23 protein-coding genes are annotated in these 19,928 nt (G+C 41.4%); 9 read left to right on the forward strand and 14 right to left on the reverse strand.

What is annotated here, in order from left to right; all coding sequences use genetic code 11:
- Positions 1 to 210: 210 nt before the first annotated feature.
- Entirely contained in the window at positions 211 to 522 is a 312-nt protein-coding gene (locus EV207_RS05360) for an Fpa/YlaN family protein (protein ID WP_424511350.1), read from the reverse strand.
- Between the two features lie 135 nt (positions 523 to 657).
- Between EV207_RS05360 and EV207_RS05365 the strand changes: the two genes are divergently transcribed.
- Positions 658 to 1,137 carry a peptidyl-prolyl cis-trans isomerase gene (locus EV207_RS05365; RefSeq protein ID WP_132744434.1) on the forward strand — a complete coding sequence of 160 codons (480 nt, stop codon included), beginning with the start codon at positions 658 to 660 and terminating at the stop codon, positions 1,135 to 1,137.
- A 35-nt stretch (positions 1,138 to 1,172) separates the two neighbouring features.
- Here EV207_RS05365 and EV207_RS05370 read toward each other — a convergent pair whose 3' ends face one another.
- Positions 1,173 to 2,498: a PhoH family protein gene (locus tag EV207_RS05370; RefSeq protein WP_132744436.1), complete on the reverse strand. Its 1,326-nt coding sequence runs from the start codon at positions 2,496 to 2,498 to the stop codon at positions 1,173 to 1,175.
- Between the two features lie 114 nt (positions 2,499 to 2,612).
- Here EV207_RS05370 and EV207_RS05375 point away from each other — a divergent pair, with 114 nt between their 5' ends.
- Positions 2,613 to 3,266, forward strand: coding sequence for a YhcN/YlaJ family sporulation lipoprotein (locus EV207_RS05375; RefSeq protein WP_132744438.1), 654 nt, complete (start codon positions 2,613 to 2,615; stop codon positions 3,264 to 3,266).
- A gap of 88 nt (positions 3,267 to 3,354) precedes the next feature.
- On the forward strand, positions 3,355 to 3,555 hold the full coding sequence (locus EV207_RS05380; RefSeq protein ID WP_132744440.1) for a YlaI family protein: 201 nt from the start codon (positions 3,355 to 3,357) through the stop codon (positions 3,553 to 3,555).
- Between the two features lie 185 nt (positions 3,556 to 3,740).
- Here the strand turns inward: EV207_RS05380 and EV207_RS05385 are convergent, their stop codons facing one another.
- Complete coding sequence (locus tag EV207_RS05385; protein ID WP_424511351.1) at positions 3,741 to 4,022, reverse strand: YlaH-like family protein; 282 nt, start codon at positions 4,020 to 4,022, stop codon at positions 3,741 to 3,743.
- A 71-nt stretch (positions 4,023 to 4,093) separates the two neighbouring features.
- Positions 4,094 to 5,929 carry a translational GTPase TypA gene (typA, locus tag EV207_RS05390; protein ID WP_132744442.1) on the reverse strand — a complete coding sequence of 612 codons (1,836 nt, stop codon included), beginning with the start codon at positions 5,927 to 5,929 and terminating at the stop codon, positions 4,094 to 4,096.
- A gap of 116 nt (positions 5,930 to 6,045) precedes the next feature.
- Between typA and EV207_RS22950 the strand changes: the two genes are divergently transcribed.
- Positions 6,046 to 6,210 carry a DUF5325 family protein gene (locus tag EV207_RS22950; protein WP_165886839.1) on the forward strand — a complete coding sequence of 55 codons (165 nt, stop codon included), beginning with the start codon at positions 6,046 to 6,048 and terminating at the stop codon, positions 6,208 to 6,210.
- A 68-nt stretch (positions 6,211 to 6,278) separates the two neighbouring features.
- Here EV207_RS22950 and EV207_RS05395 read toward each other — a convergent pair whose 3' ends face one another.
- Complete coding sequence (locus EV207_RS05395; RefSeq protein ID WP_132744444.1) at positions 6,279 to 7,109, reverse strand: inositol monophosphatase family protein; 831 nt, start codon at positions 7,107 to 7,109, stop codon at positions 6,279 to 6,281.
- Between the two features lie 231 nt (positions 7,110 to 7,340).
- The gene (locus EV207_RS05400) at positions 7,341 to 7,529 is read right to left on the reverse strand and encodes a hypothetical protein (RefSeq protein WP_132744446.1); all 189 of its coding nucleotides are present in this window, start codon (positions 7,527 to 7,529) and stop codon (positions 7,341 to 7,343) included.
- Positions 7,530 to 7,786: 257 nt separating this feature from the next.
- Between EV207_RS05400 and EV207_RS05405 the strand changes: the two genes are divergently transcribed.
- Positions 7,787 to 8,404 (forward strand): YktB family protein, encoded by a 618-nt coding sequence (locus EV207_RS05405; protein ID WP_132744448.1) that lies wholly within the window; start codon positions 7,787 to 7,789, stop codon positions 8,402 to 8,404.
- Between the two features lie 38 nt (positions 8,405 to 8,442).
- Here the strand turns inward: EV207_RS05405 and EV207_RS05410 are convergent, their stop codons facing one another.
- Positions 8,443 to 9,399: an NAD(P)H-dependent flavin oxidoreductase gene (locus EV207_RS05410; protein WP_132744450.1), complete on the reverse strand. Its 957-nt coding sequence runs from the start codon at positions 9,397 to 9,399 to the stop codon at positions 8,443 to 8,445.
- A gap of 100 nt (positions 9,400 to 9,499) precedes the next feature.
- On the opposite strand from EV207_RS05410, the gene EV207_RS05415 reads away from it, so the two are divergent.
- Positions 9,500 to 10,978, forward strand: coding sequence for an aminotransferase class I/II-fold pyridoxal phosphate-dependent enzyme (locus tag EV207_RS05415; protein ID WP_132744452.1), 1,479 nt, complete (start codon positions 9,500 to 9,502; stop codon positions 10,976 to 10,978).
- 71 nt (positions 10,979 to 11,049) lie between these two features.
- Here EV207_RS05415 and EV207_RS05420 read toward each other — a convergent pair whose 3' ends face one another.
- A complete protein-coding gene (locus EV207_RS05420) occupies positions 11,050 to 11,169 on the reverse strand; it encodes a GapA-binding peptide SR1P (protein ID WP_132744454.1) in 120 nt (39 codons plus the stop codon).
- 118 nt (positions 11,170 to 11,287) lie between these two features.
- Complete coding sequence (locus EV207_RS05425) at positions 11,288 to 12,139, reverse strand: polysaccharide deacetylase family protein (protein ID WP_243646955.1); 852 nt, start codon at positions 12,137 to 12,139, stop codon at positions 11,288 to 11,290.
- A 223-nt stretch (positions 12,140 to 12,362) separates the two neighbouring features.
- On the opposite strand from EV207_RS05425, the gene EV207_RS05430 reads away from it, so the two are divergent.
- Positions 12,363 to 12,770, forward strand: a complete 408-nt coding sequence (locus tag EV207_RS05430) for a hypothetical protein (RefSeq protein ID WP_132744456.1) — start codon at positions 12,363 to 12,365, stop codon at positions 12,768 to 12,770.
- 27 nt (positions 12,771 to 12,797) lie between these two features.
- On the opposite strand, the gene lpdA is transcribed toward EV207_RS05430, so the two are convergent.
- From lpdA to EV207_RS05455, 5 genes are all read right to left on the reverse strand, one after another.
- Positions 12,798 to 14,207 (reverse strand): dihydrolipoyl dehydrogenase, encoded by a 1,410-nt coding sequence (gene lpdA / locus EV207_RS05435; protein ID WP_132744458.1) that lies wholly within the window; start codon positions 14,205 to 14,207, stop codon positions 12,798 to 12,800.
- 4 nt (positions 14,208 to 14,211) lie between these two features.
- On the reverse strand, positions 14,212 to 15,498 hold the full coding sequence (locus tag EV207_RS05440) for a dihydrolipoamide acetyltransferase family protein (protein WP_132744460.1): 1,287 nt from the start codon (positions 15,496 to 15,498) through the stop codon (positions 14,212 to 14,214).
- Between the two features lie 27 nt (positions 15,499 to 15,525).
- Positions 15,526 to 16,503, reverse strand: a complete 978-nt coding sequence (locus tag EV207_RS05445) for an alpha-ketoacid dehydrogenase subunit beta (protein WP_132744462.1) — start codon at positions 16,501 to 16,503, stop codon at positions 15,526 to 15,528.
- A 3-nt stretch (positions 16,504 to 16,506) separates the two neighbouring features.
- Complete coding sequence (gene pdhA, locus EV207_RS05450) at positions 16,507 to 17,547, reverse strand: pyruvate dehydrogenase (acetyl-transferring) E1 component subunit alpha (RefSeq protein WP_132744658.1); 1,041 nt, start codon at positions 17,545 to 17,547, stop codon at positions 16,507 to 16,509.
- Between the two features lie 464 nt (positions 17,548 to 18,011).
- Entirely contained in the window at positions 18,012 to 18,662 is a 651-nt protein-coding gene (locus tag EV207_RS05455; protein WP_165886840.1) for a YkyA family protein, read from the reverse strand.
- Positions 18,663 to 18,803: 141 nt separating this feature from the next.
- Between EV207_RS05455 and EV207_RS23675 the strand changes: the two genes are divergently transcribed.
- Positions 18,804 to 19,106, forward strand: coding sequence for a YjcZ family sporulation protein (locus tag EV207_RS23675; RefSeq protein WP_279389171.1), 303 nt, complete (start codon positions 18,804 to 18,806; stop codon positions 19,104 to 19,106).
- Positions 19,107 to 19,245: 139 nt separating this feature from the next.
- The gene (gene def, locus EV207_RS05465; protein WP_132744466.1) at positions 19,246 to 19,797 is read left to right on the forward strand and encodes a peptide deformylase; all 552 of its coding nucleotides are present in this window, start codon (positions 19,246 to 19,248) and stop codon (positions 19,795 to 19,797) included.
- Positions 19,798 to 19,928: the final 131 nt, after the last annotated feature.

Genomic DNA, 19,928 nt, shown 5'->3' on the forward strand with positions numbered 1-19,928 from the left:
ATAGCGTTGAATTCTATCTTTCTATCAATCTATCGTCTTTAAGTATATCTGATTTTGGCATGCATTTCACTATACAAACAGATGATTCATCAAAATGCAATAATAGAAAGTTATAGTAATTTATCTAAATAACGCGACAACGTGATGAAACTAAATGGTATGAAAAAACTCAGAACTATCCGCTTATAGTGATGATAGTCTGAGTCTTGATTATTTATCGCGGGTCGATGCATCATGAAGTGCTGATAGCTGTCTCTCAAGTGATTCCAGCAGCTTTTTGCCATCCTGTTCATTCACAAGACCTAATCTCACTGCAAAATCAATCTCCCGTGACAGACCAAACATTTGCGTATCCAACACTTCCTCATAAAGAGGGCATTGAGGCATCGTTAAATTCTCCATTTGTACTTCAATTAATTTAAGGATCTTATGAGCATCAGCTTTAAGTAACTCATAGGCTTTCTCGCGATGACCTGCTGCAATCTCAGTAGACAAATTGATCCCCTCCGTCTCAATCACCATCCTGTCTTTCATCTTAACGGTTACGGGACAAAATTGCAAGAAATTATTCCTTGTATGTTACTCAGGATGACAAATCATGTCATACAATTTATACTTTATTAAGAACGTTATGTTTTAAGAAATGAGGGATCTGCATTGCACCAAATATTATCCTTATCCGGACAAGTTAAGTACACGATTACACTTGATCCAAGCGTTTGGATTTTCGATGATCGTAAAATGGAAATCGGGGATTACTTTTCTAAGGCCGAAAACCCAACAAATGAAGAAGATTATACTAATCAAACCGAACTTGGCAAGCAAATGGCCAAACCACCTATAAAACAGAGTGTGAAAAAGTATCGAAAAAACCAATGGTTGACTGACTCATTCGTCATCCCCGCCAAACCTTTTATCGAGAACGCTGAACCGCTTGAATCAGCCGGGAAGATTATTTTCGAATTAAAAAACGATGAACGTTATGAATTGCCGCTTGAGGATGCAAAGGAAGGTGTTTTCGCTTTTTCCAGTAACGGCAAGGCTCTTAAGGAGGATGGGCCCATCCATTTTTACTACGGGGACGGCTCTAACCGAAGCCATCCCGTAAAGGGCATAATCGAGATCATTGTTGGGTAGTCTGCGAGCTCCGCTTTTGTCAAGCGGAGCCTGTTTTATAACAGATCAGCTGCGATTTGCGCTAAATTGGAACGCTCGCCTTTAGCGAGCTTGACATGGCCGCTGAACGGCTGCTCCTTCATTTTCTCAACAACATATGTTAACCCATTATTATATTCGTCCAAATAAGGGTGGTCGACTTGCTGTGGGTCACCCATTAACACAATCTTGGTTTTCTCTCCCACTCGCGTTAGAATTGTTTTCACTTCGTGTTTCGTCAGATTCTGCGCTTCATCAATGATCATGAATTGTTCAGGGATGCTCCTGCCCCTAATATAAGTGATCGCTTCCACCTGAATAGAGCTGATGCCGGCAAGAATTTTCTCAATCTCTCCCGAGCGCTTTGTATTAAAAAGAAATTCAAGATTATCATAAATCGGCTGGAGCCAAGGTCTCAGCTTCTCTTCCTTTTCGCCAGGCAGATAACCAATATCTTTCCCAAGCGGTACGACCGGTCTTGCAATCAAAAGCTTCTTATAAATTTTCTGATCCTCAGTCTGCATAAGACCCGCAGCAAGAGCGAGCAGGGTCTTCCCTGTCCCCGCCTTACCGACAAGTGTTACAAGGTCAACATCTGAGCGCAAGAGAAGCTCCAAGGACATCACTTGTTGAACATTGCGCGCCTTAATGCCCCAGGTCACATCATGTCCAAAAAGACAGGGCAGGAGCAGTTCCCCGCCTTTATCAACCATGCCAATAGCCGACCCTTGGTTTGTCATGCTTTTTAACAGTATAAATTGATTGGGGTGATATTCCCTTGGTGTGACTTCCTTTATTTGCAAACTCTTGTCTAAATAAAATTGGTTGATGCTTTCTTCAGAGACGTATAATTCTTCATAGCCAGAATAAATATCATCAAAATTAATGACCCTGTCATTCAAGAAATCCTCTGCGATCAGCCCTAGAGCATCGGCTTTAATTCTTACCAGTGCATCTTTGCTGACCAGAATGACCGGCCTCGGTTCTTCCTTTTCCTCCTCTTCCTTCATTAAGTTTAATGCCACAGCAATAATACGGTTATCATTCGTCATTTCTAAAAAGGTGTCTTGCAGACATTTAAATGAGCGGTGGTTAAGTTCAACTTTAATCGACCCGCCGTTTTCAAGAGCAATCTTCTGATGCAGCTTGCCTTTTCCTCTTAAATTATCCATAATACGGGCAACTTGTCTTGCGTGGCGCCCGATTTCATCCATATTTCTTTTTTTTGAATCAATTTCTTCCAGCACAACTGCCGGGATGACAATTTCATTATCATCAAAGGCGTAAATCGCGTAAGGATCTTGTAATAACACATTTGTGTCCAGAACATATATTTTTGCCAATATGTCGCCTCCTGTGATAACAGTCTCTTTTCTTTTTTATCAATGTATGTGCAAAAGAATAAAGATAGACGGCGTTACAAAAAATAGCTACAAATAAGCTTAAGGAGGATTATAATGAAAAATCGGATAAGCCTTTTAGGTATCAGTGTTTTAATATTGTCTGGTTGTACCGCGAATAACAATGAATCGGATCAACAGCAATCCATGGAAAATAACGTTCACGAGGTAAAACAAAGCGTGAATGAATCAAATAAAAATCTAAGCGGCGGACAAATTGCTAAAAGGCTTGTATCATTGGCTAATAGCACGCCCGATGTGAAGGATGCCACAGCTGTTGTATTTGGGGATTATGCCGTGGTCGGTCTTGATCTCGACAAAGATCTTGACCGCAACAGGGTTGGCACAATTAAATACTCGGTGACACAAGCATTAAAAAATGATCCATATGGAGCCAATGCTGTCGTGACGAGTGACCCGGACACAGTCCAACGGCTAAGAGAGATGGGAAAGGCTATCCGGAGCGGTAATGCAGGACCTGGTATTGCCAATGAATTAGCCGCTATCGTCGAACGATTGGTCCCTGACTTACCGCAAAATGCAAATGAACCAAGCCAAAACAAAAATAATCCAAATAATACCCGTTCAAATATCAATAATAAACCTCGCCAACAGAAGAACAAACCATTGCCGAAACAGCAGCCTTCCATTAATAACAACAACCAAAAAAAGGAACTTAAAAATCAGCAAAACAACGAGGTAAAAGAATGAAGCATAAACTCCCCTCTATGAGGGGCATTTATGCTTTAGCAAAGCTGCGGATTTTGATATACTTAACGCATAAGGTGGTGGCACTTACATGCGTGTAAAATGCGTTTTATGTGATAAGATTGAGAAAATTGACGATGAAACATTGATGGCAAAACGGTTAAGAAACCGTCCCGTCCATACTTATATGTGTGACGTTTGCACAGAACGGATTGGCGAGCGCACCAAAGACCGCTGGGCCACCGGCCAATTCAAGGTGCATCACCGCAAACCCAAGGAAAATGAGAGCTAAAGAAAACTCGCCGATTGGCGAGCCTTTGGCGAAGACAGAGGCGTAGTTGCGACGCACAGGACGTGCTAGTACTGGTGTTGTAACAGGATGTTACGTCTTTAGCCAGTGCACTTATGTGCGTCAGAAAGTTATACTTTCTGATTAACTAATAAAAAAAAGCAACCGCAAAGCGGGTGCTTTTTTAGTTACGCTTCTTTATTATTGGATCGCTTTTTTGAAGCATTGAGCCTGATTTTATAAATAACAAGAACGAGAGCTGCAAAAAACAAGGAACCGACGATCGGCAGCTGCAGGGCTAGTATTGCCAAAATAAGACAGCCTACCAACAACAAAATGTATATGACAGCGGATTTGAGGATCGGTAACTTTTTCGCAAATCCCAATTTGTACACAACAATTGATAAAACGACAATCGTCGCATATAAAATCACAAACATATAATCAGAGGTAATCGGATTGTCCAACAGCCATTGCGGATAAGGTGAAAAATCAAATGCCGTTTTCCCATTCACCAGCGGCGCCTCCCGTCACTCCTTAATTATCTTGCTACTTTCTTTTTCTTATCCGACCGTTCTCTTTCGGATTTATTTAAGATTTTCTTTCTCATCCTGATGTTTTCCGGTGTAATTTCGCAATACTCATCATCATCCAGATAAGCTAGTGAATCTTCAAGCGACATTTTTCTAGGTGTTTTTAACGTCACTGTTTGATCCTTTGTTGCCGAACGGACGTTTGTCGCGTGCTTTGTTTTGGTTACATTGACAGTCAAATCATTTTCGCGATTATGTTCGCCGACGATCATGCCCTCATAAACCTGTACACCAGGCTCTAAGAACATAACGCCGCGGTCTTCAAGCTGTCCCATGGCATACGTCGTGGTTTGCCCTGTTTCCATCGCTACCAGCACACCTTGCCTTCTTCCGCCAATCGTTTCATTAATGATTGGGCTGAAATGGTCAAAGGTATGGTTCATAATACCATAGCCGCGAGTTTCTGATAAGAAATCACGGCGATAACCGATAAGACCTCTAGAAGGTATCATAAATTCAAGCTTGCTTTGGCCGCCTTCCTGTTGTTCCATATTCAACAATTCGGCTTTTCTTTTTCCTAATGATTCAATAACAGAACCGACGTATTCTTCAGGAACATCGATTTGAACACGTTCGTATGGTTCACATTGTTTTCCGTCAATGTCTTTAATAATAACAGACGGCCTTGAAACAGCCAGTTCATAGCCTTCCCTTCTCATATTTTCAATGAGAATAGAAAGATGAAGCTCACCTCGTCCGGAAACCACCCATGCATCAGGGGTATCCGTGTTTTCAACCCTTAAGCTGACATCTCTTTCCGTTTCAGCACTCAAACGTTCTTCAAGCTTGCGGCTTGTCACGTATTGACCTTCTCTTCCAGCAAATGGGCTTGTGTTAACCACAAATGTCATTTGCAATGTCGGTTCATCAATCGTTAAAACTGGAAGCGGGTCGATATGATCAACATTATTAATCGTCTCGCCGATATTAATGTCCTCAACACCTGTAATGGCGATTAAATCTCCGGCAACAGCTTCTTCAATTTCGACTTTTTTCAAAGCGAAAAATCCGAATAATTTTGTTACGCGGAATTGTTTGACGCTGCCGTCGGTTTTCACGAGTGCAGCCTGCTGCCCAACTTTAATTGATCCGCGGTAAATACGGCCGATACCAATTCGCCCAACGTAATCATTATAATCAAGCATTGTGACTTGAAATTGCAGACTTTCATCACGATTATCAACCGGTGCAGGGACATGTTCGATAATCGTATCAAATAAAACATCCATACTTTGATCCACTTGATCGGGTTCAGTGCCGGCGACACCGTTAACAGCTGATGTGTACACAACTGGAAATTCAAGCTGTTCTTCATCTGCACCCAAATCAATAAACAAATCCAGTACTTCATCAATAACAGCTTCAGGTCTTGCCATTGGTTTGTCGATTTTATTTACGACAACAATAGGTTTAAGCTTTTGCTCCAATGCCTTTTTCAGTACAAAGCGAGTCTGAGGCATACAACCTTCATATGCATCAACAAGGAGCAGTACACCGTCAACCATTTTCATGATTCGCTCAACCTCACCGCCAAAATCAGCGTGTCCCGGTGTATCAACAATATTTATCTTAAAGTCCTTATATGACAGGCTTGTGTTTTTTGCTAAAATGGTGATGCCGCGTTCTCTTTCAATATCATTTGAGTCCATAGCCCTTTCATTGACATGCTCATTTTTCCGAAAGGTTCCCGATTGAAGCAACAGTTGGTCGACTAATGTCGTTTTACCATGGTCAACGTGAGCAATAATTGCTACGTTTCTTAGTTCTTCTCTGCGATTTGTCATTTTGTTTTAACTCTCCTCATAATTGCAATAAACCATATAATTATAACACAAAAAATTGTTTATTTGACTTTTTCTTTTATTATTATTACGCTACACTATAAATGGAGGCGGAAATCATGAACATTATCTTGTTATTTATGGCTGTACTTGTCATCGCATGCTTGGTGGCTATTGGTGGAGCTGTTGCCTATGGCAGCGCAATTGGTGTTATATTAGCCATCATTGGCGCATGTGTTTTTATGGGACTTGGTTTCGTAATCAGAAGCAAAATGTCCTCTTAACTTAAAAGGAAAAAGCGGGATGCATCCCGCTTTTTTTAATGTGCTTAGCTTCTCCAAATAAAATTTTTTTAATCAGCCTTTTGAATAAATTTCCCTTTGCTAACCTCGTTCTTGATGTGTTGAACAATTTCTTCTTGCAAACCTTTTTTCCCGACAAGGAGGGAATTTTGATTAAGCAAATCAATTGGCGAGCCGTCAACTCTGGTCGCTTTTCCCCCGACTTCCTCAATCAGTATAAGACCCGCACCATAATCCCATGGGGCAAGCCTCATGGTGAAATAGGCATCTAATGTCCCTGAAGCGACATAAGCTAGTTCAATCGCTGCCGAACCGTAAGAACGGGTCCCGCGGCAGGACTTTGCGATGGGCTGCATGATCTCGGGATCAATTCTGCGGTTTTTGTTCACCCATGTCGCATTTATTGAAAATAAGGATTCATTAAGTTTGACATCCTTCAGCATCGGAAGCTTAGCCTGGTTAAGGAATGCCCCCTGCCCTTTTATACAATGATATAAATCATCCGCTATAACATCATAGATAAATCCGGCACGTCCGACACCATCTTCATAAATACCGACCGAAATAGCGAAATGCCTGCGCTGGTGAACAAAATTCATCGTCCCGTCTATAGGGTCAATCAGCCACAAAATGCCTTCAGACGACGTCACATCGTCCCCAAATCCTTCCTCGGAGATGATCCTGTGATCAGGATAATGCTGATGAATGCGCTGAATAAAAAATTGTTCTATCTGCTTGTCCATGTTTGTAACCAAATCATCATATGAGGTCTTATATTGAACATCGAGTTGATCAGTAAATGATTGCTCTAGAATCCCCCCCGCTTCTTTCATCCATTCTGTTACATTACAATGCAGTGCTTTCCAGAATTCATTTTTCATAACATACTCCTTTATCCTCTAATACATTACTTTAATCTTATTCTTTTGCAAACATCTGTTAAAAATTCCCGACCTGAATTTGTTCTATTATAGAGTATGACATAAAATAGCGATACAAAAAACTTAAAAAGCTTACTTTTCACTTATTAGGAAAAGTAAGCAAAATACTGGGGTATATTTATAACTGCATAATTCGGACCCTCGCAATCATAAATCGGGAGGGTCCCCCTTTCAAGCCTCTAAACGCAACATTTCCTGTCTTAGTTTTTCTAATCGTACTTTGCATGCCTTAATTTCTGCGGCATTATCTTCAATCATTGCATCGTGTAGTGTTGCCAATTCATAATCGATTTCCATTCTCACAACAGGGATACGTTTTTCAGCGTCCGTTCTTTTTAGCGTTTGAATGACCTGTTTCATGGTAACCTACACTTCCTTCCAATGTTTTTTCATAGTCTGGAGTTCAGAGCCGATAACTTAATTTTCTGATTTATTAAGTTATTAATATCTTATGATTTTTATCAATTCTATGCAACACATTCAGATTCTTGATTAATAAATTCCTCAATTGTCACGCCTTTAAACCTGTTAAAAATTATTAGGTGTGCTAACTGGACATCCAATATTCTTCTCATTAAACTATTGTTAAGTGATCTGACAAGGGAGGAGCATGTTATATGATATTCAAAGGATTCACAAAAAGCGACTTTAATGTTTTTTCGATAAATGGACTTGACGAGAGGATGGCCGCGATCCAAAATACCATACAACCCAAATTTCAGGCTATTGGAAATGAACTAACTGATACACTGTCCTCATTGACTGGCAATGAGATGTATTTACATATTGCAAAACATGCAAGACGCACAGTCAATCCGCCAAAGGATACTTGGCTTGCCATTTGTTCTGACAAACGCGGCTACAAAAAGCATCCCCATTTCCAAATTGGTTTGTTCGGGGATCATGTGTTCATTTGGTTAGCCTATATTAATGAACTAGCGGAAAAACAAGAAGTTGCCAAACGCTTTCTTAACCATAGGGATGATGTCAGGTCGATGATTCCTCGTGATTATGTCATTTCTGTCGACCATACAAAGAATGAGGCCGAAGCAGCGGAACAGGCTGATTTTACTCGCGTGCTGCAGCGTTTCCATGATGTAAAAAAAGCGGAATTTCTTGTTGGACGGCATATTCCTGCTGATGATCCTGTTTTAAAAAATGGGGAAGCAATTATAAAACTCGCAGAAGCCACTTTTGACACACTCATGCCAATATATAAATTAAGTTATAAATAGAAAAACCTTTGGAAGGGTTAACCCTTCCAAAGGTTTTTCTAATTCCATTTATTACTGATCGTCTCGGCTTCCGCGACGATCCTGTTTATCAGGTCAGCGACCGACGGTATATCATTGATGCGGCCCGCTATTTGCCCGGCCCAGCCAAAGCCGTTGTCGGTCTCACCTTGCCAAACAAAACGTTGGTTTGTTTTACCGCTTATATATGATTTAAGTGCTTCATAGGTTCCTTCCGTCTTTTCAATATCAAGGATTTTTTGAGCCCATGAATTATTTATTGCCCGGGCTGGTGCTCCCAAACTTTTCTTTATAACAAGTGTATCTGTCTCCTGCATATCAACAAGCATTTGCTTATAGATACTATGGGCATGTGTGCATTCTTCTGTCGCTATAAACCGTGTCCCCATCTCAATCCCTTCAGCACCAAGAGCAAGGGCAGCCATCAAACCGCGGCCATCGCCAATTCCTCCAGAAGCGACAACAGGTATCGATATGCTGTCGGCTACAGACGGTGTCAGAACCATAGTGCCTATATCTTCTTTTCCAAGGTGGCCGCCGCCTTCTTGTCCGACAACCATGACCGCATCAGCACCCAATGATTCCGCTTTTTGCGCTTGTCTTTTTGATGAAACAAGGACAAGCTTCTTTGCTTTTGATGCTTTCAGGGCATCAAAGACAGGCGCCGGATTCCCGCCTGTTATCGTAATGACAGGGACCTCCTCTTCCACAGCAATATGTAGAAAATCAAGATATGGTCTGCCATGCTGGCCAATCGCATAATTTACGCCGAAAGGCATGTCCGTTAATTCACGAATACGATGGATTTCCTTTCGAAGCATGTCGGGACTGTCACATGACATCGCTGTCAGCTGACCAAGTCCTCCTGCATTTGACACAGCAGCACCAAGATCCGAGTAGGCCAAGTAAGCCAATCCTCCTTGAATAATCGGATATTTAATACCTAAGAGCTTCGTTAAGCGTGTTTCCCAATTCATAAATGTCTCTCCCCTTCTATAGATTATTAAAATTCCGCTTGAATAAGGATGATGAATTAGACTATGATAGATCTAGTTTGAATAAAATGAGGTGCAGCTATTGTCTCAACATGAAACACCACTTTTTACTGGTTTGCTAAAATTTATCGAATCCAATCCGATTCAATTTCATATCCCGGGCCACAAAAAGGGACAAGGCATGGATCCTGAATTCCGAGATTTCATAGGTGAAAATGCCTTAGCCATTGATTTAATTAACATTGCGCCGCTTGACGATTTGCATCAGCCTCATGGGATGATCCAAAAGGCACAAGAACTTGCTGCAGAGGCTTTCTCGGCAGATGCAACCTTTTTCTCTGTCCAGGGAACAAGCGGAGCGATCATGACAATGGTGCTGTCTGTTTGCTCGCCGGGTGATAAAATCATCGTACCACGAAACGTTCACAAATCGGTATTGTCAGCCATTATTTTTTCCGGTGCCACACCGATTTTCGTCTATCCGGAAATTGACCGTGAATTAGGTATTTCACATGGCATCTCATCTGATGCGGTCCAAAATGCTTTAAATCAGCACCCTGATGCCAAAGCACTGTTAATTATAAACCCAACCTATTTTGGCATTGCGGGTAACCTCAAATCAATTGTTAACCTGGCACACGACTATAACATCCCCGTCTTGGTTGATGAGGCCCATGGGGTTCATATCCACTTCCATGAGCAACTGCCGGTTTCTGCGATGCAGGCAGGCGCAGATATGGCTGCTACAAGCGTCCATAAGCTCGGCGGTTCATTGACCCAGAGTTCAGTATTGAATGTCAGAGAGGGGCTTGTATCGGCTAACAGGGTCCAATCAGTGATCAGCATGCTGACAACGACATCAACATCATATATTTTACTTGCGTCACTCGATGCCGCCAGGCGTTATTTGGCGACAGAAGGACATGAACAAATAACCATTGCCATTAAGCTTGCTGAATATGCCAGGGTTAAAATAAATGAAATTAAAGGCCTCTATTGTGTCGGTAAGGAAATCCTTGGTTCCAAAGCCACTTATGATTTTGATCCGACGAAACTTTTAATATCGGTAAAAAGTTTGGGGATCACCGGGTATGATGCAGAGGTTTGGCTCAGGGAACATCATCACATTGAAGTCGAACTTTCTGACTTATATAATATACTCTGTCTTGTCACACCTGGCGACTCGCAAACGACAGTTGATAAGTTAATTACTGCTTTGGAACATATGGCGGCATTTTTTGAAGCTGAAGGACAGGTCCTAAAACATAAAGCCTTGCCGGTGCACGTCCCGCAAATGCCAAAGTTATCTTTATCCCCTAGGTCGGCTTTCTATGCTGAATCAGAATCGGTCCCTTTTTGGGAATCCGAAGGGCGAATTATAGCGGAATTTGTCATGGTCTATCCGCCGGGCATTCCAATCTTCACACCAGGTGAAATTATTACCCGGGAAAATCTGGATTACATTATTGAAAATATTGAAGCCGGTTTGCCTGTACAAGGACCTGAAGACTTAGAGCTAAAGTTTTTAAAAGTTGTTAAGGAAGCAGCACCAATAAAATGAATATAAAAATGGCAGCTGTCACACCATCACTGTGACAGCTGCCATTATTTATTTTCAAAGCTCGTTATAGATTACTTTTTGTTTTCCTTCTTATTTTTACAGTCCGGGCATTTACTATACAGTGTTCTTACTTTTGAATCCTCCACATGGTCGATGGTGCAGTTGCACTTTTGACAAATGATGATTCCCATTTACCCAGCTCCTTTTTTGTAAGCGCTTTATGATACTCATATAATATGACACATTATTGCCGATGTCAACCCCAATAGTATGTCATATTTATTTCGTATCTGTCATAAAAGGATGTCCTTATTGTGTTTTTATTAGCCTAGGATCAAGCATCGTATAGCCTTTCTTTTTTAAGCCTTTGATAATACCTTTAAGTGCAATATTCGTCCAGTCACGGTCATGCATCAACAAAATTGATCCATTAACCAGATATGGGTTATCGGTCATTATTTTAGTCAAGGCATCTGGATTTTCATACTCTTTATTCCAGTCATAACCAAACGCCCAATTCATAAGTGTCATATTGTTATCCTTTGCCAGCTCTTTTGTATAATCCGTGTTCTTTCCATAAGGGGCTCTAAAGAAGTGCGGCGGATTACCCGTTATATCTTTTATTTGACTGTAGACAGACATCATCTCTTTTTTCTGCTCAGGTTTTGATAAAGTTGTAAGATCCGCATGAGAATAAGTGTGGTCACCTAAAAAGAAACCCATATCACTAATTTTCTTCACAACCTGCTTTTTCTCATCTGTATTTAAGAAATGGCCATTGAGGAAAAAAATGGCCCCGACATGCATGGCTTTAAGTTTCTTCGCCATTTCCAAAGCATGTTCATCAGGAGCATCGTCAATTGTAATTAAGACAACCTTTTTATTGCCATTAGGGTCGATTGGCTTAACCGTCCATGTCTTGGGATCAACCTCATATTGCGCCGTTTGCACACCCTCTTTTTTAATGACTTTATCAGGCTGCTTTGCATTTGCTTGGCCACTTGCTTCCTTAGTCGCTTCTTTACGATGCTCCTTTTTTTCCTTCGGCCCATCGCCCTGTTCATGCTTTTGATTTTTTGTGCTTGCTGAACCGGTTTCGTTAGATGCACACCCTGCTAATACGATTAATAAGGTCATTGCTAGAAAGATAACTTTTTTCACTTATAATCCTCACCCGTCTATATGTAATCTGACATTAACTTGGGGACTTCTGCCAATTGTTTTATGACCCCCATAAATCATTGTAACGGAAAAGTGTGTTTTTTAACACTCTATTAGAGGAGCGTTGCAATTTCATAACAAATCGCTACCACGCGGGGATTTGGCATTAAATCATGATAGAATATGGCTAGCTCATCGAGAACGACAGTAATGGAGGAATATCATGCATTTAATAAAAATAGCAAAAATCCTTCCTTTTGTATTGTTGCTTTTTGTATCCAGCGGTGAGGCCAAATCAAATGATCATACGTCCGATCTATTGCGGCAGCTAAAAGGTGGCGGGCTGCATACGATCGTTCTTACCAATGAAAACACAAGTATGGTTGGAGAATATTATTATGCCTTATTAATGATGAAAGACCGGCTACCCAATCATTCTTATGACATTCATATTTATCAGGCTGAAAGGCAAGCAAGCCTCGCCAGAGTTCTGCATATAAAAAAATATCCTGCTCTGGTCCTCATATCAAATAAAAAGCAGGTTGTCACGATCCAAGGCGACAAGAAGTGGGATTATATTTACAATAAGCTTGCAGCTTACGTCAAAAGACCATCATCTAAAATAAGATGATGGTCTTTTGGTTTAATAACACTATATTTATTTTGCGATATGGATCGGCATGCCAAGGGCAACTTCTGCAGTTTCCATTGCAATTTCACCCAAAGTAGGGTGTGCATGGATAGTGAGCGCGATATCCTCAGCAGTCATACCCGCTTCAATCGCCAAACCTAATTCAGAAATCATGTCACTTGCACCTGTTCCGGCAATTTGTGCACCGATAACAAGTCCGTCTTCTTTGCGAGTGACAAGCTTCATGAAGCCATCAGTATCATTAAGTGATAGGGCACGGCCACTTGCTGCAAATGGGAATTGTGCGACTTTCACATCGTAGCCCTGTTCCTTAGCTTCACTCTCGGTTAGGCCAACCGAAGCAAGTTCGGGGTCAGAGAAGACAACCGCCGGCATGGCTAAGTAATCCACTTCAGCATGTTCACCGCTGATCGTTTCAGCTGCAACCTTACCTTCATAAGAGGCTTTATGAGCAAGTGCAGGACCCGCTACGATATCACCAATCGCGTAGATGCCGTCAACATTTGTTTTGCACTGTTTGTCAACTTTAATCAAACCGCGGTCAGTCGTTTCGATACCAGCCATATCCAGTCCAAGTTCTTCAGTATTCGGACGGCGGCCGACTGTAACTAACACGTAATCTGCCTCAAAGGTTTCTTCCTTACCTTTAATTTCGGCTTTGACTTTTACGCCGTCTTTCGTTTCTTCAACACCTTGTGCCATCGCTTCAGTGTGCATGACAACACCTTTTTTCTTAAGGCGTTTTTTCACAATGGCACTCATTTTCTTTTCAAACCCTGGAAGAATAGATTTAGACCCTTCAAGGATAACGACTTCAGTTCCGAAACCGGCATAAGCGCTGCCAAGCTCAACGCCGATATAACCGCCGCCAATAACAACCATTTTCTTAGGCGCTTCTTTCAAAGCAAGGGCACCGGTTGAAGAAATAACGCGGTCACTCCATTTGAAAGTCGGCAATTCAATCGGGCTTGAACCTGTAGCAATGATACAGTTATTGAACTTATAACGTGTTGACTCATAGCCGCTGTTAACACGAACTTCATCTTTTTCGACAAACAGAGCTTCACCTTTAACGATTTCAACTTTATTTGCTTTCAAAAGACCTTCAACACCGCCTGTTAATTTGTTAACGACGGAGCCTTTCCAATCCTGAAGCTTGGCAAAGTCCAGGGTTACCTTCTCAGTTGAAATCCCCATGTCATCAGAATCTTGGGCATGCTCATAACGGTGGCTGGCACTAATAAGCGCTTTAGATGGAATACATCCCACATTCAAACAAACACCGCCAAGTTCACCTTTCTCAATAATGATTACTTTTTGTCCTAGTTGTGCCGCTCTTATTGCCGCGACATATCCTCCCGGACCAGCACCAACGACAACTGTATCGACCTCTGTAGTAAATTCACCTACTACCATTCGCTTACCCCTCCATTATTAGTCGTTGTGGATCATTCAACAACCTTTTTATTTTATTTAACGCGTTCTGTGCGGTAGCACCATCAATAAGACGGTGGTCAAAGCTTAATGATAACGCAAGAACAGGCGCTACAACAACTTCACCATCGTGAACAACAGCTTTTTCGGCAATCCGGCCGATGCCAAGAATAGCTACTTCCGGGTGATTGATAACCGGTGTAAACCATTGTCCTCCTGCTGAACCAATGTTCGTGATTGTGCAAGAGCCGCCTTTCATATCGTCACCGGAGAGCTTGCCATCACGGGCCTTTTCAGCATATCCGCTGATTTCATTTGCCATTTGGTACATGGATTTGCGATCAGCGTCTTTAATTACAGGTACAAGAAGACCATTATCAGTATCTGTGGCAATGCCGATATTGTAATAATGCTTGTACACGATTTCTTCATTTTCATCATCGATTGATGCATTAAGCACTGGATAGTCTTTCAATGTTGACACAAGAGCTTTTACAACATACGGCAAGTAGGTCAGTTTAACACCTTGATCCGCCGCTTCAGCTTTGAATGCTTTGCGATGTGCCACAGTCTTCGTGACATCGACTTCATCCATAAGGGTCACGTGAGGTGCGGTATGCTTGGAATTAACCATTGCTTTAGAAATCGCTTTACGCATGCCGCGAATTTTTTCACGGGTTTCTTGACCAACTTGGACAGTTTCGCTTTGAGCAGCTTTTTCTTCCGTTTTTGCCTCGGCTTTTTCATGTGTTCCTTCTTGTTCAGGTGTTTCTTGATCACCAGACAGATATTTTTCAATATCATCTTTAAGCACGCGGCCATTATCTCCTGAACCTGTAACCTTACTAATATTAACGCCTTTTTCTCTAGCGTATTTTCTTACAGAAGGCATAGCAATGACACGCTTTTCGCTTACTTCTTCTTCATCTTCATTTACTTTAGCTTCAGGTTTGTCCTCTTTGGACTCCTCTTTCTTCTCGTCGGACACAGGTGCTTCGTTCTTATCCTCTTCTTCTGCTTCACTATCATCTTCGCCTTCAGCGTCGAAGGTAACGATGGTTGTTCCCACTTCAACCGTGGCTCCTTCGTCGACCTTTACTTCCAACACCTTGCCATCAACAGGGGATGGAATTTCGACAACAGCTTTATCGTTTTGCACTTCCGCCAGAACATCATCTTCTTTTACTTCGTCACCGGCTTTGATGAACCACTTAACGATTTCACCTTCGTGAATACCTTCACCAATATCCGGCATTTTAAAATTATATGCCATGAACGGGTTGCCTCCTTTTTGTGCCAATTAGAAATTCAAAATATCTTTAACTTTTGCGACGACATCCTTCTCATCCGGCAGCCAGACATTTTCCGCTGAAGCAAATGGGAAGACGGTATCCGGTGCAGTAACACGGCCTACTGGAGCTTCCAAATGCAGGATAGCACGCTCATTTATTTCTGCTATAACATTTGCCGCGATACCTGCTTGTTTTTGTGCTTCCTGAACAACGACAACGCGATTCGTTTTTTCAACGGATTTTATGATTGTATCAACGTCAATCGGACTGACCGTTCTTAAATCAATGATTTCAACACTGATATCTTCTTTTTCGAGAAGCTCGGCGGCTTTTGAAGATGTCTGAACCATTGCACCATAAGTGACGATCGTCACATCGCTTCCCTCGCGTACAACATTAGCCTTGCCAAGCTCGACAGTATACTCTTCCTCAGGAACTTCCCCTCTGAAAGAACGATAGAGTTTCATGTGTTCAAGGAAAATGACTGGATCGTTATCGCGAATAGCGGAAATCAGCAACCCCTTGGCATCATATGGATTAGAAGGGATAACAACCTTCAATCCCGCTGTTTGGGCAAAAAGGCCTTCTAAGTTATCAGCATGCAATTCAGGCGTTTTTACACCGCCCCCAAATGGTGCACGAATTGTCACAGGTGCATGATATTGGCCTCCTGACCGATAGCGCAGGCGGGCCATTTGGGAAGCGACGCTGTCCATTGCTTCGAAAACGAACCCAAAAAATTGAATTTCCATAACAGGGCGATAATCTTGCATAGCAAGACCAAGCGCCAAACCGCCGATTCCAGACTCTGCAAGCGGTGTATCAAAAACGCGGTCTTCGCCGAATTCATCCTGTAATCCTTCTGTGGCTCTAAATACACCGCCATTTTTACCTACGTCTTCACCAAAAACAAGGACGTTCTCATCGTTCTTGAGTTCAGTGCGAAGCGCATCAGTTATTGCTTGAATCATTGTCATTTGCGCCATAGGTTATTTCGACTCCTTTTTACGATATTCTTCCAGTTGTTCAGCCAAATTGTGAGGAAGTGTTTCAAACATAATGCCAATGAGATCAGTTACTTTTTGTTTTGGCGTTTTATCCGCTTCTTTAATTGACTTTTTGATATCCTCTTTCGCCTGATCAACAATTTTGTCTTCTTCTTCTTTTGACCATAGATTTTTGCCTTCAAGGAACTTACGGAAACGGACAAGCGGATCCTTCTTTTCCCACTCGTTATCAAGATCTTCGGTACGGTAACGAGTCGGGTCATCACCAGCCATTGTATGCGGACCATAACGGTAAGTAATCGTTTCGATTAATGTAGGATTACCTTTGATGGCATGTTCACGCGCTTCTTTGGCAACAGCATAAACAGCTAATGGGTCCATGCCGTCAACTTGAACACCGCGAATACCAGCTGCAACTGCCTTCTGTGCCAATGTTTTTGCAGCAGTTTGTTTCTCAACAGGAACCGAAATCGCAAAATGGTTATTTTGGGATATAAAGACCGCTGGAGCATTATACGCGCCCGCAAAGTTTATACCTTCATAAAAGTCCCCCTGTGATGTTGCACCGTCACCGAAATATGTAAAGGCGACATTTTTCTTCCCGCGTTTTTTAAGCCCTAATGCAATCCCTGCTGTTTGTGTACATTGCGCTGCAATAATAATTTGCGGCATTAACGCATTGACACCATCCGGAATTCTTCCGCCTTCAAAATGTCCTCTGGAATATAGAAAGGCTTTTGTTAAAGGCAAACCGTGCCAAATCAATTGTGGGATGTCACGGTATGACGGCAGCAGCCAATCCTCCTTATCCATTGCAAATTGGCTTGCAAGCATCGATGCCTCTTGCCCGGCAACAGGAGCGTAAAATCCCAGACGCCCTTGTCTGTTAAGTGAAATAGCACGTTGATCCAACACTCTAGTGTAAACCATTTGTTTCATCAATTCTTTTAATTCATCATCAGAGAGATCAGGCATCGCCTTTTCATTTACAATTTCTCCATCTTCATTGAGAATTTGAACCATTTCAAATTGCTTCTCAACTTTTTCAAGCTTTTTTGTAGCCAATCCTTTCACCTCTTCCTTATTGATTAAAAATTAAGCCTTATGACCTAATAGCAGTATGGGTAAAATGAGATTCTTTTATTTTAATGAATGTGGTAATAAATCTTATAAAATGGGACAATCATTCCTCATTGTTTTTCCCGAATTCCCTTTGAATTAATCACCATGTTTTATTTGAACCAACGCTTCCATTATGCTGCTATTAGAAAAGTGTTATTTATAGTCTTTCAAAAATGACACCTTAAAACTGTCTTAATGAAAAATAATATAAGGACTAATACAACGACCGCCCTACATAAGTGTATAATAACTGCTTAAAATAAGTCAATAATAAGCGTTTAGATATCATTCCATAAACTGTTACAGTACAAAAGAGCAGACTGTATCATATCTGTTTTAATCTATGTAACCGATAACTTCCGTATTTATTTCTTTATATCCGCATGTTTATAAAAGGATAACTTGGCCTGGTTGAATGTTTTTGTCGCCTTATTAAAGTCATCTTGATTTGCTTTTATTTCCTTATAATAATTGTCCGTTTTTTCCAGCTGATTCTGCAATGTTTCAAACGTCACATTCTTTTCTTTTAATAAATCATAGAGCTTGCGATCGCATTCAATTGCAGCCATATAGTTTTTGTAAAGTTTACTGAATGCACCGTAACGCTTATCCATGGTTTTTACGAGAAACACTGCATCCTCTTTTGCCCTAGGATCATTCAATTCTTTAATGTCATCCTTTATCTGAATGAATGTTTCGTACGCATGATCGATGATTTCTTTTTCTTTTCTCATCAACTGTTCCCGTTTATTTGCCGATTTTGTTGCTTGTTCACTTAAGCTTGCAATCTCTTTTTCGTTTTTGGATAAATCGAGGTCAAGGATGTTATTGTAAAGTTTTTGTTCACGATTTTCTGCCCTGACAAGTGACTGCTGCAGCTCTTTAAAATCACCTTCAATTGAAGCCGATTTATCAAGTCCATGTTGAATTTTTTCACCTGGACCTTGAGTGAAACTACAGCCGGCAAAAAGCAAACAAACCGCAACTAATGTTGCGATTGACTTAACTCTGTTCAAGCATGTCCCCCCTTTTGGCAACACGTCATTCGCCAATGTAAATTAGTATAGCATAACTTATATAGGCGTACATACAAACTCATCAGGGCAAAAAACATATGTTATAAATGTACCAGTTATATTTTAATGGGAGGTATTGGCATGGAGAACATGAGCAACATGGGGAATATGGCGAATATGGGGAATATGGGAAATTGGGAACCAAATATGATGCCTCAACATCCAGTCAGCCCGGCACATATGGCTAATGCGCCAATGGCGCCGATAGGACCAATGGGCTGCGGTTGTCACCAAATGGGACCTGCAAATATGGCAAATCATGGTCCAATGGTGTCACCGGCTGGATGGGGTTGTCAGCCGGCATGCGGTGACAATCGCAACTTTATATTAATTGTCGTTCTTTTCATCTTGCTGATTATTGTCGGCGCTTCAGTAGGAATCTAAACTTTAATAATAAAGGCTTGTATCCCGCAAGATACAGGCCTTCAATAAATAATCAATTATTTTTATGTTAATAGTCATTATGGTAAAATGTACATAGTGAATGGCTGATCGATAAGACCAGATAGGAGTGTTTGGAAACATGCTAACTATGGATGACATCATTAGGGAAGGTAATCCAATATTAAGGGAGACGGCTGTGCCTGTTGAATTACCTCCGACGAAGGAAGAAAGCAATACATTAAAACAAATGCTTGAATTTCTTATAAACAGTCAAGATGAAGAGATAGCAAATAAATATCAGTTAAGACCGGGAATTGGTCTTGCTGCACCGCAAATCGGCATCAGCAAGAGAATGATTGCATTATATTTAGATGACGATAAAGGTAAACTCCATAAATACGCATTGTTTAATCCCAAGATAGTGAGTCATTCAGTAGAGAAAACTTATCTAGAAAGCGGTGAAGGCTGCTTGTCCGTTGACCGCGACGTCCCAGGCATTGTCCCACGGTTTGCGCGTGTTAAGGTCCGCGCTTTCGACTTGGACAATAAAGAGGTTACGCTAAAGCTTAAAGGAATGCCGGCGATTGCCATCCAACATGAAATAGACCACCTTGACGGCATTATGTTTTATGATCATATAAATCATAACGATCCTTTCAAGATTCCTGACGGTGTTCCTACTGATAGATAAAAAACTTGGCGATAAGCCAAGTTTTCTTTATACTTTATGATAATTTAAATTCCCTTTTGCGGGAAAGGCGGAATAAAGTATAAGCGCAACTAAGGCTTTCGCCATTAAGGCCTTGGCGATAAGCCAAGTTT

This window comes from Scopulibacillus darangshiensis (assembly GCF_004341035.1).
GTDB lineage: Bacteria > Bacillota > Bacilli > Bacillales > Sporolactobacillaceae > Scopulibacillus > Scopulibacillus darangshiensis.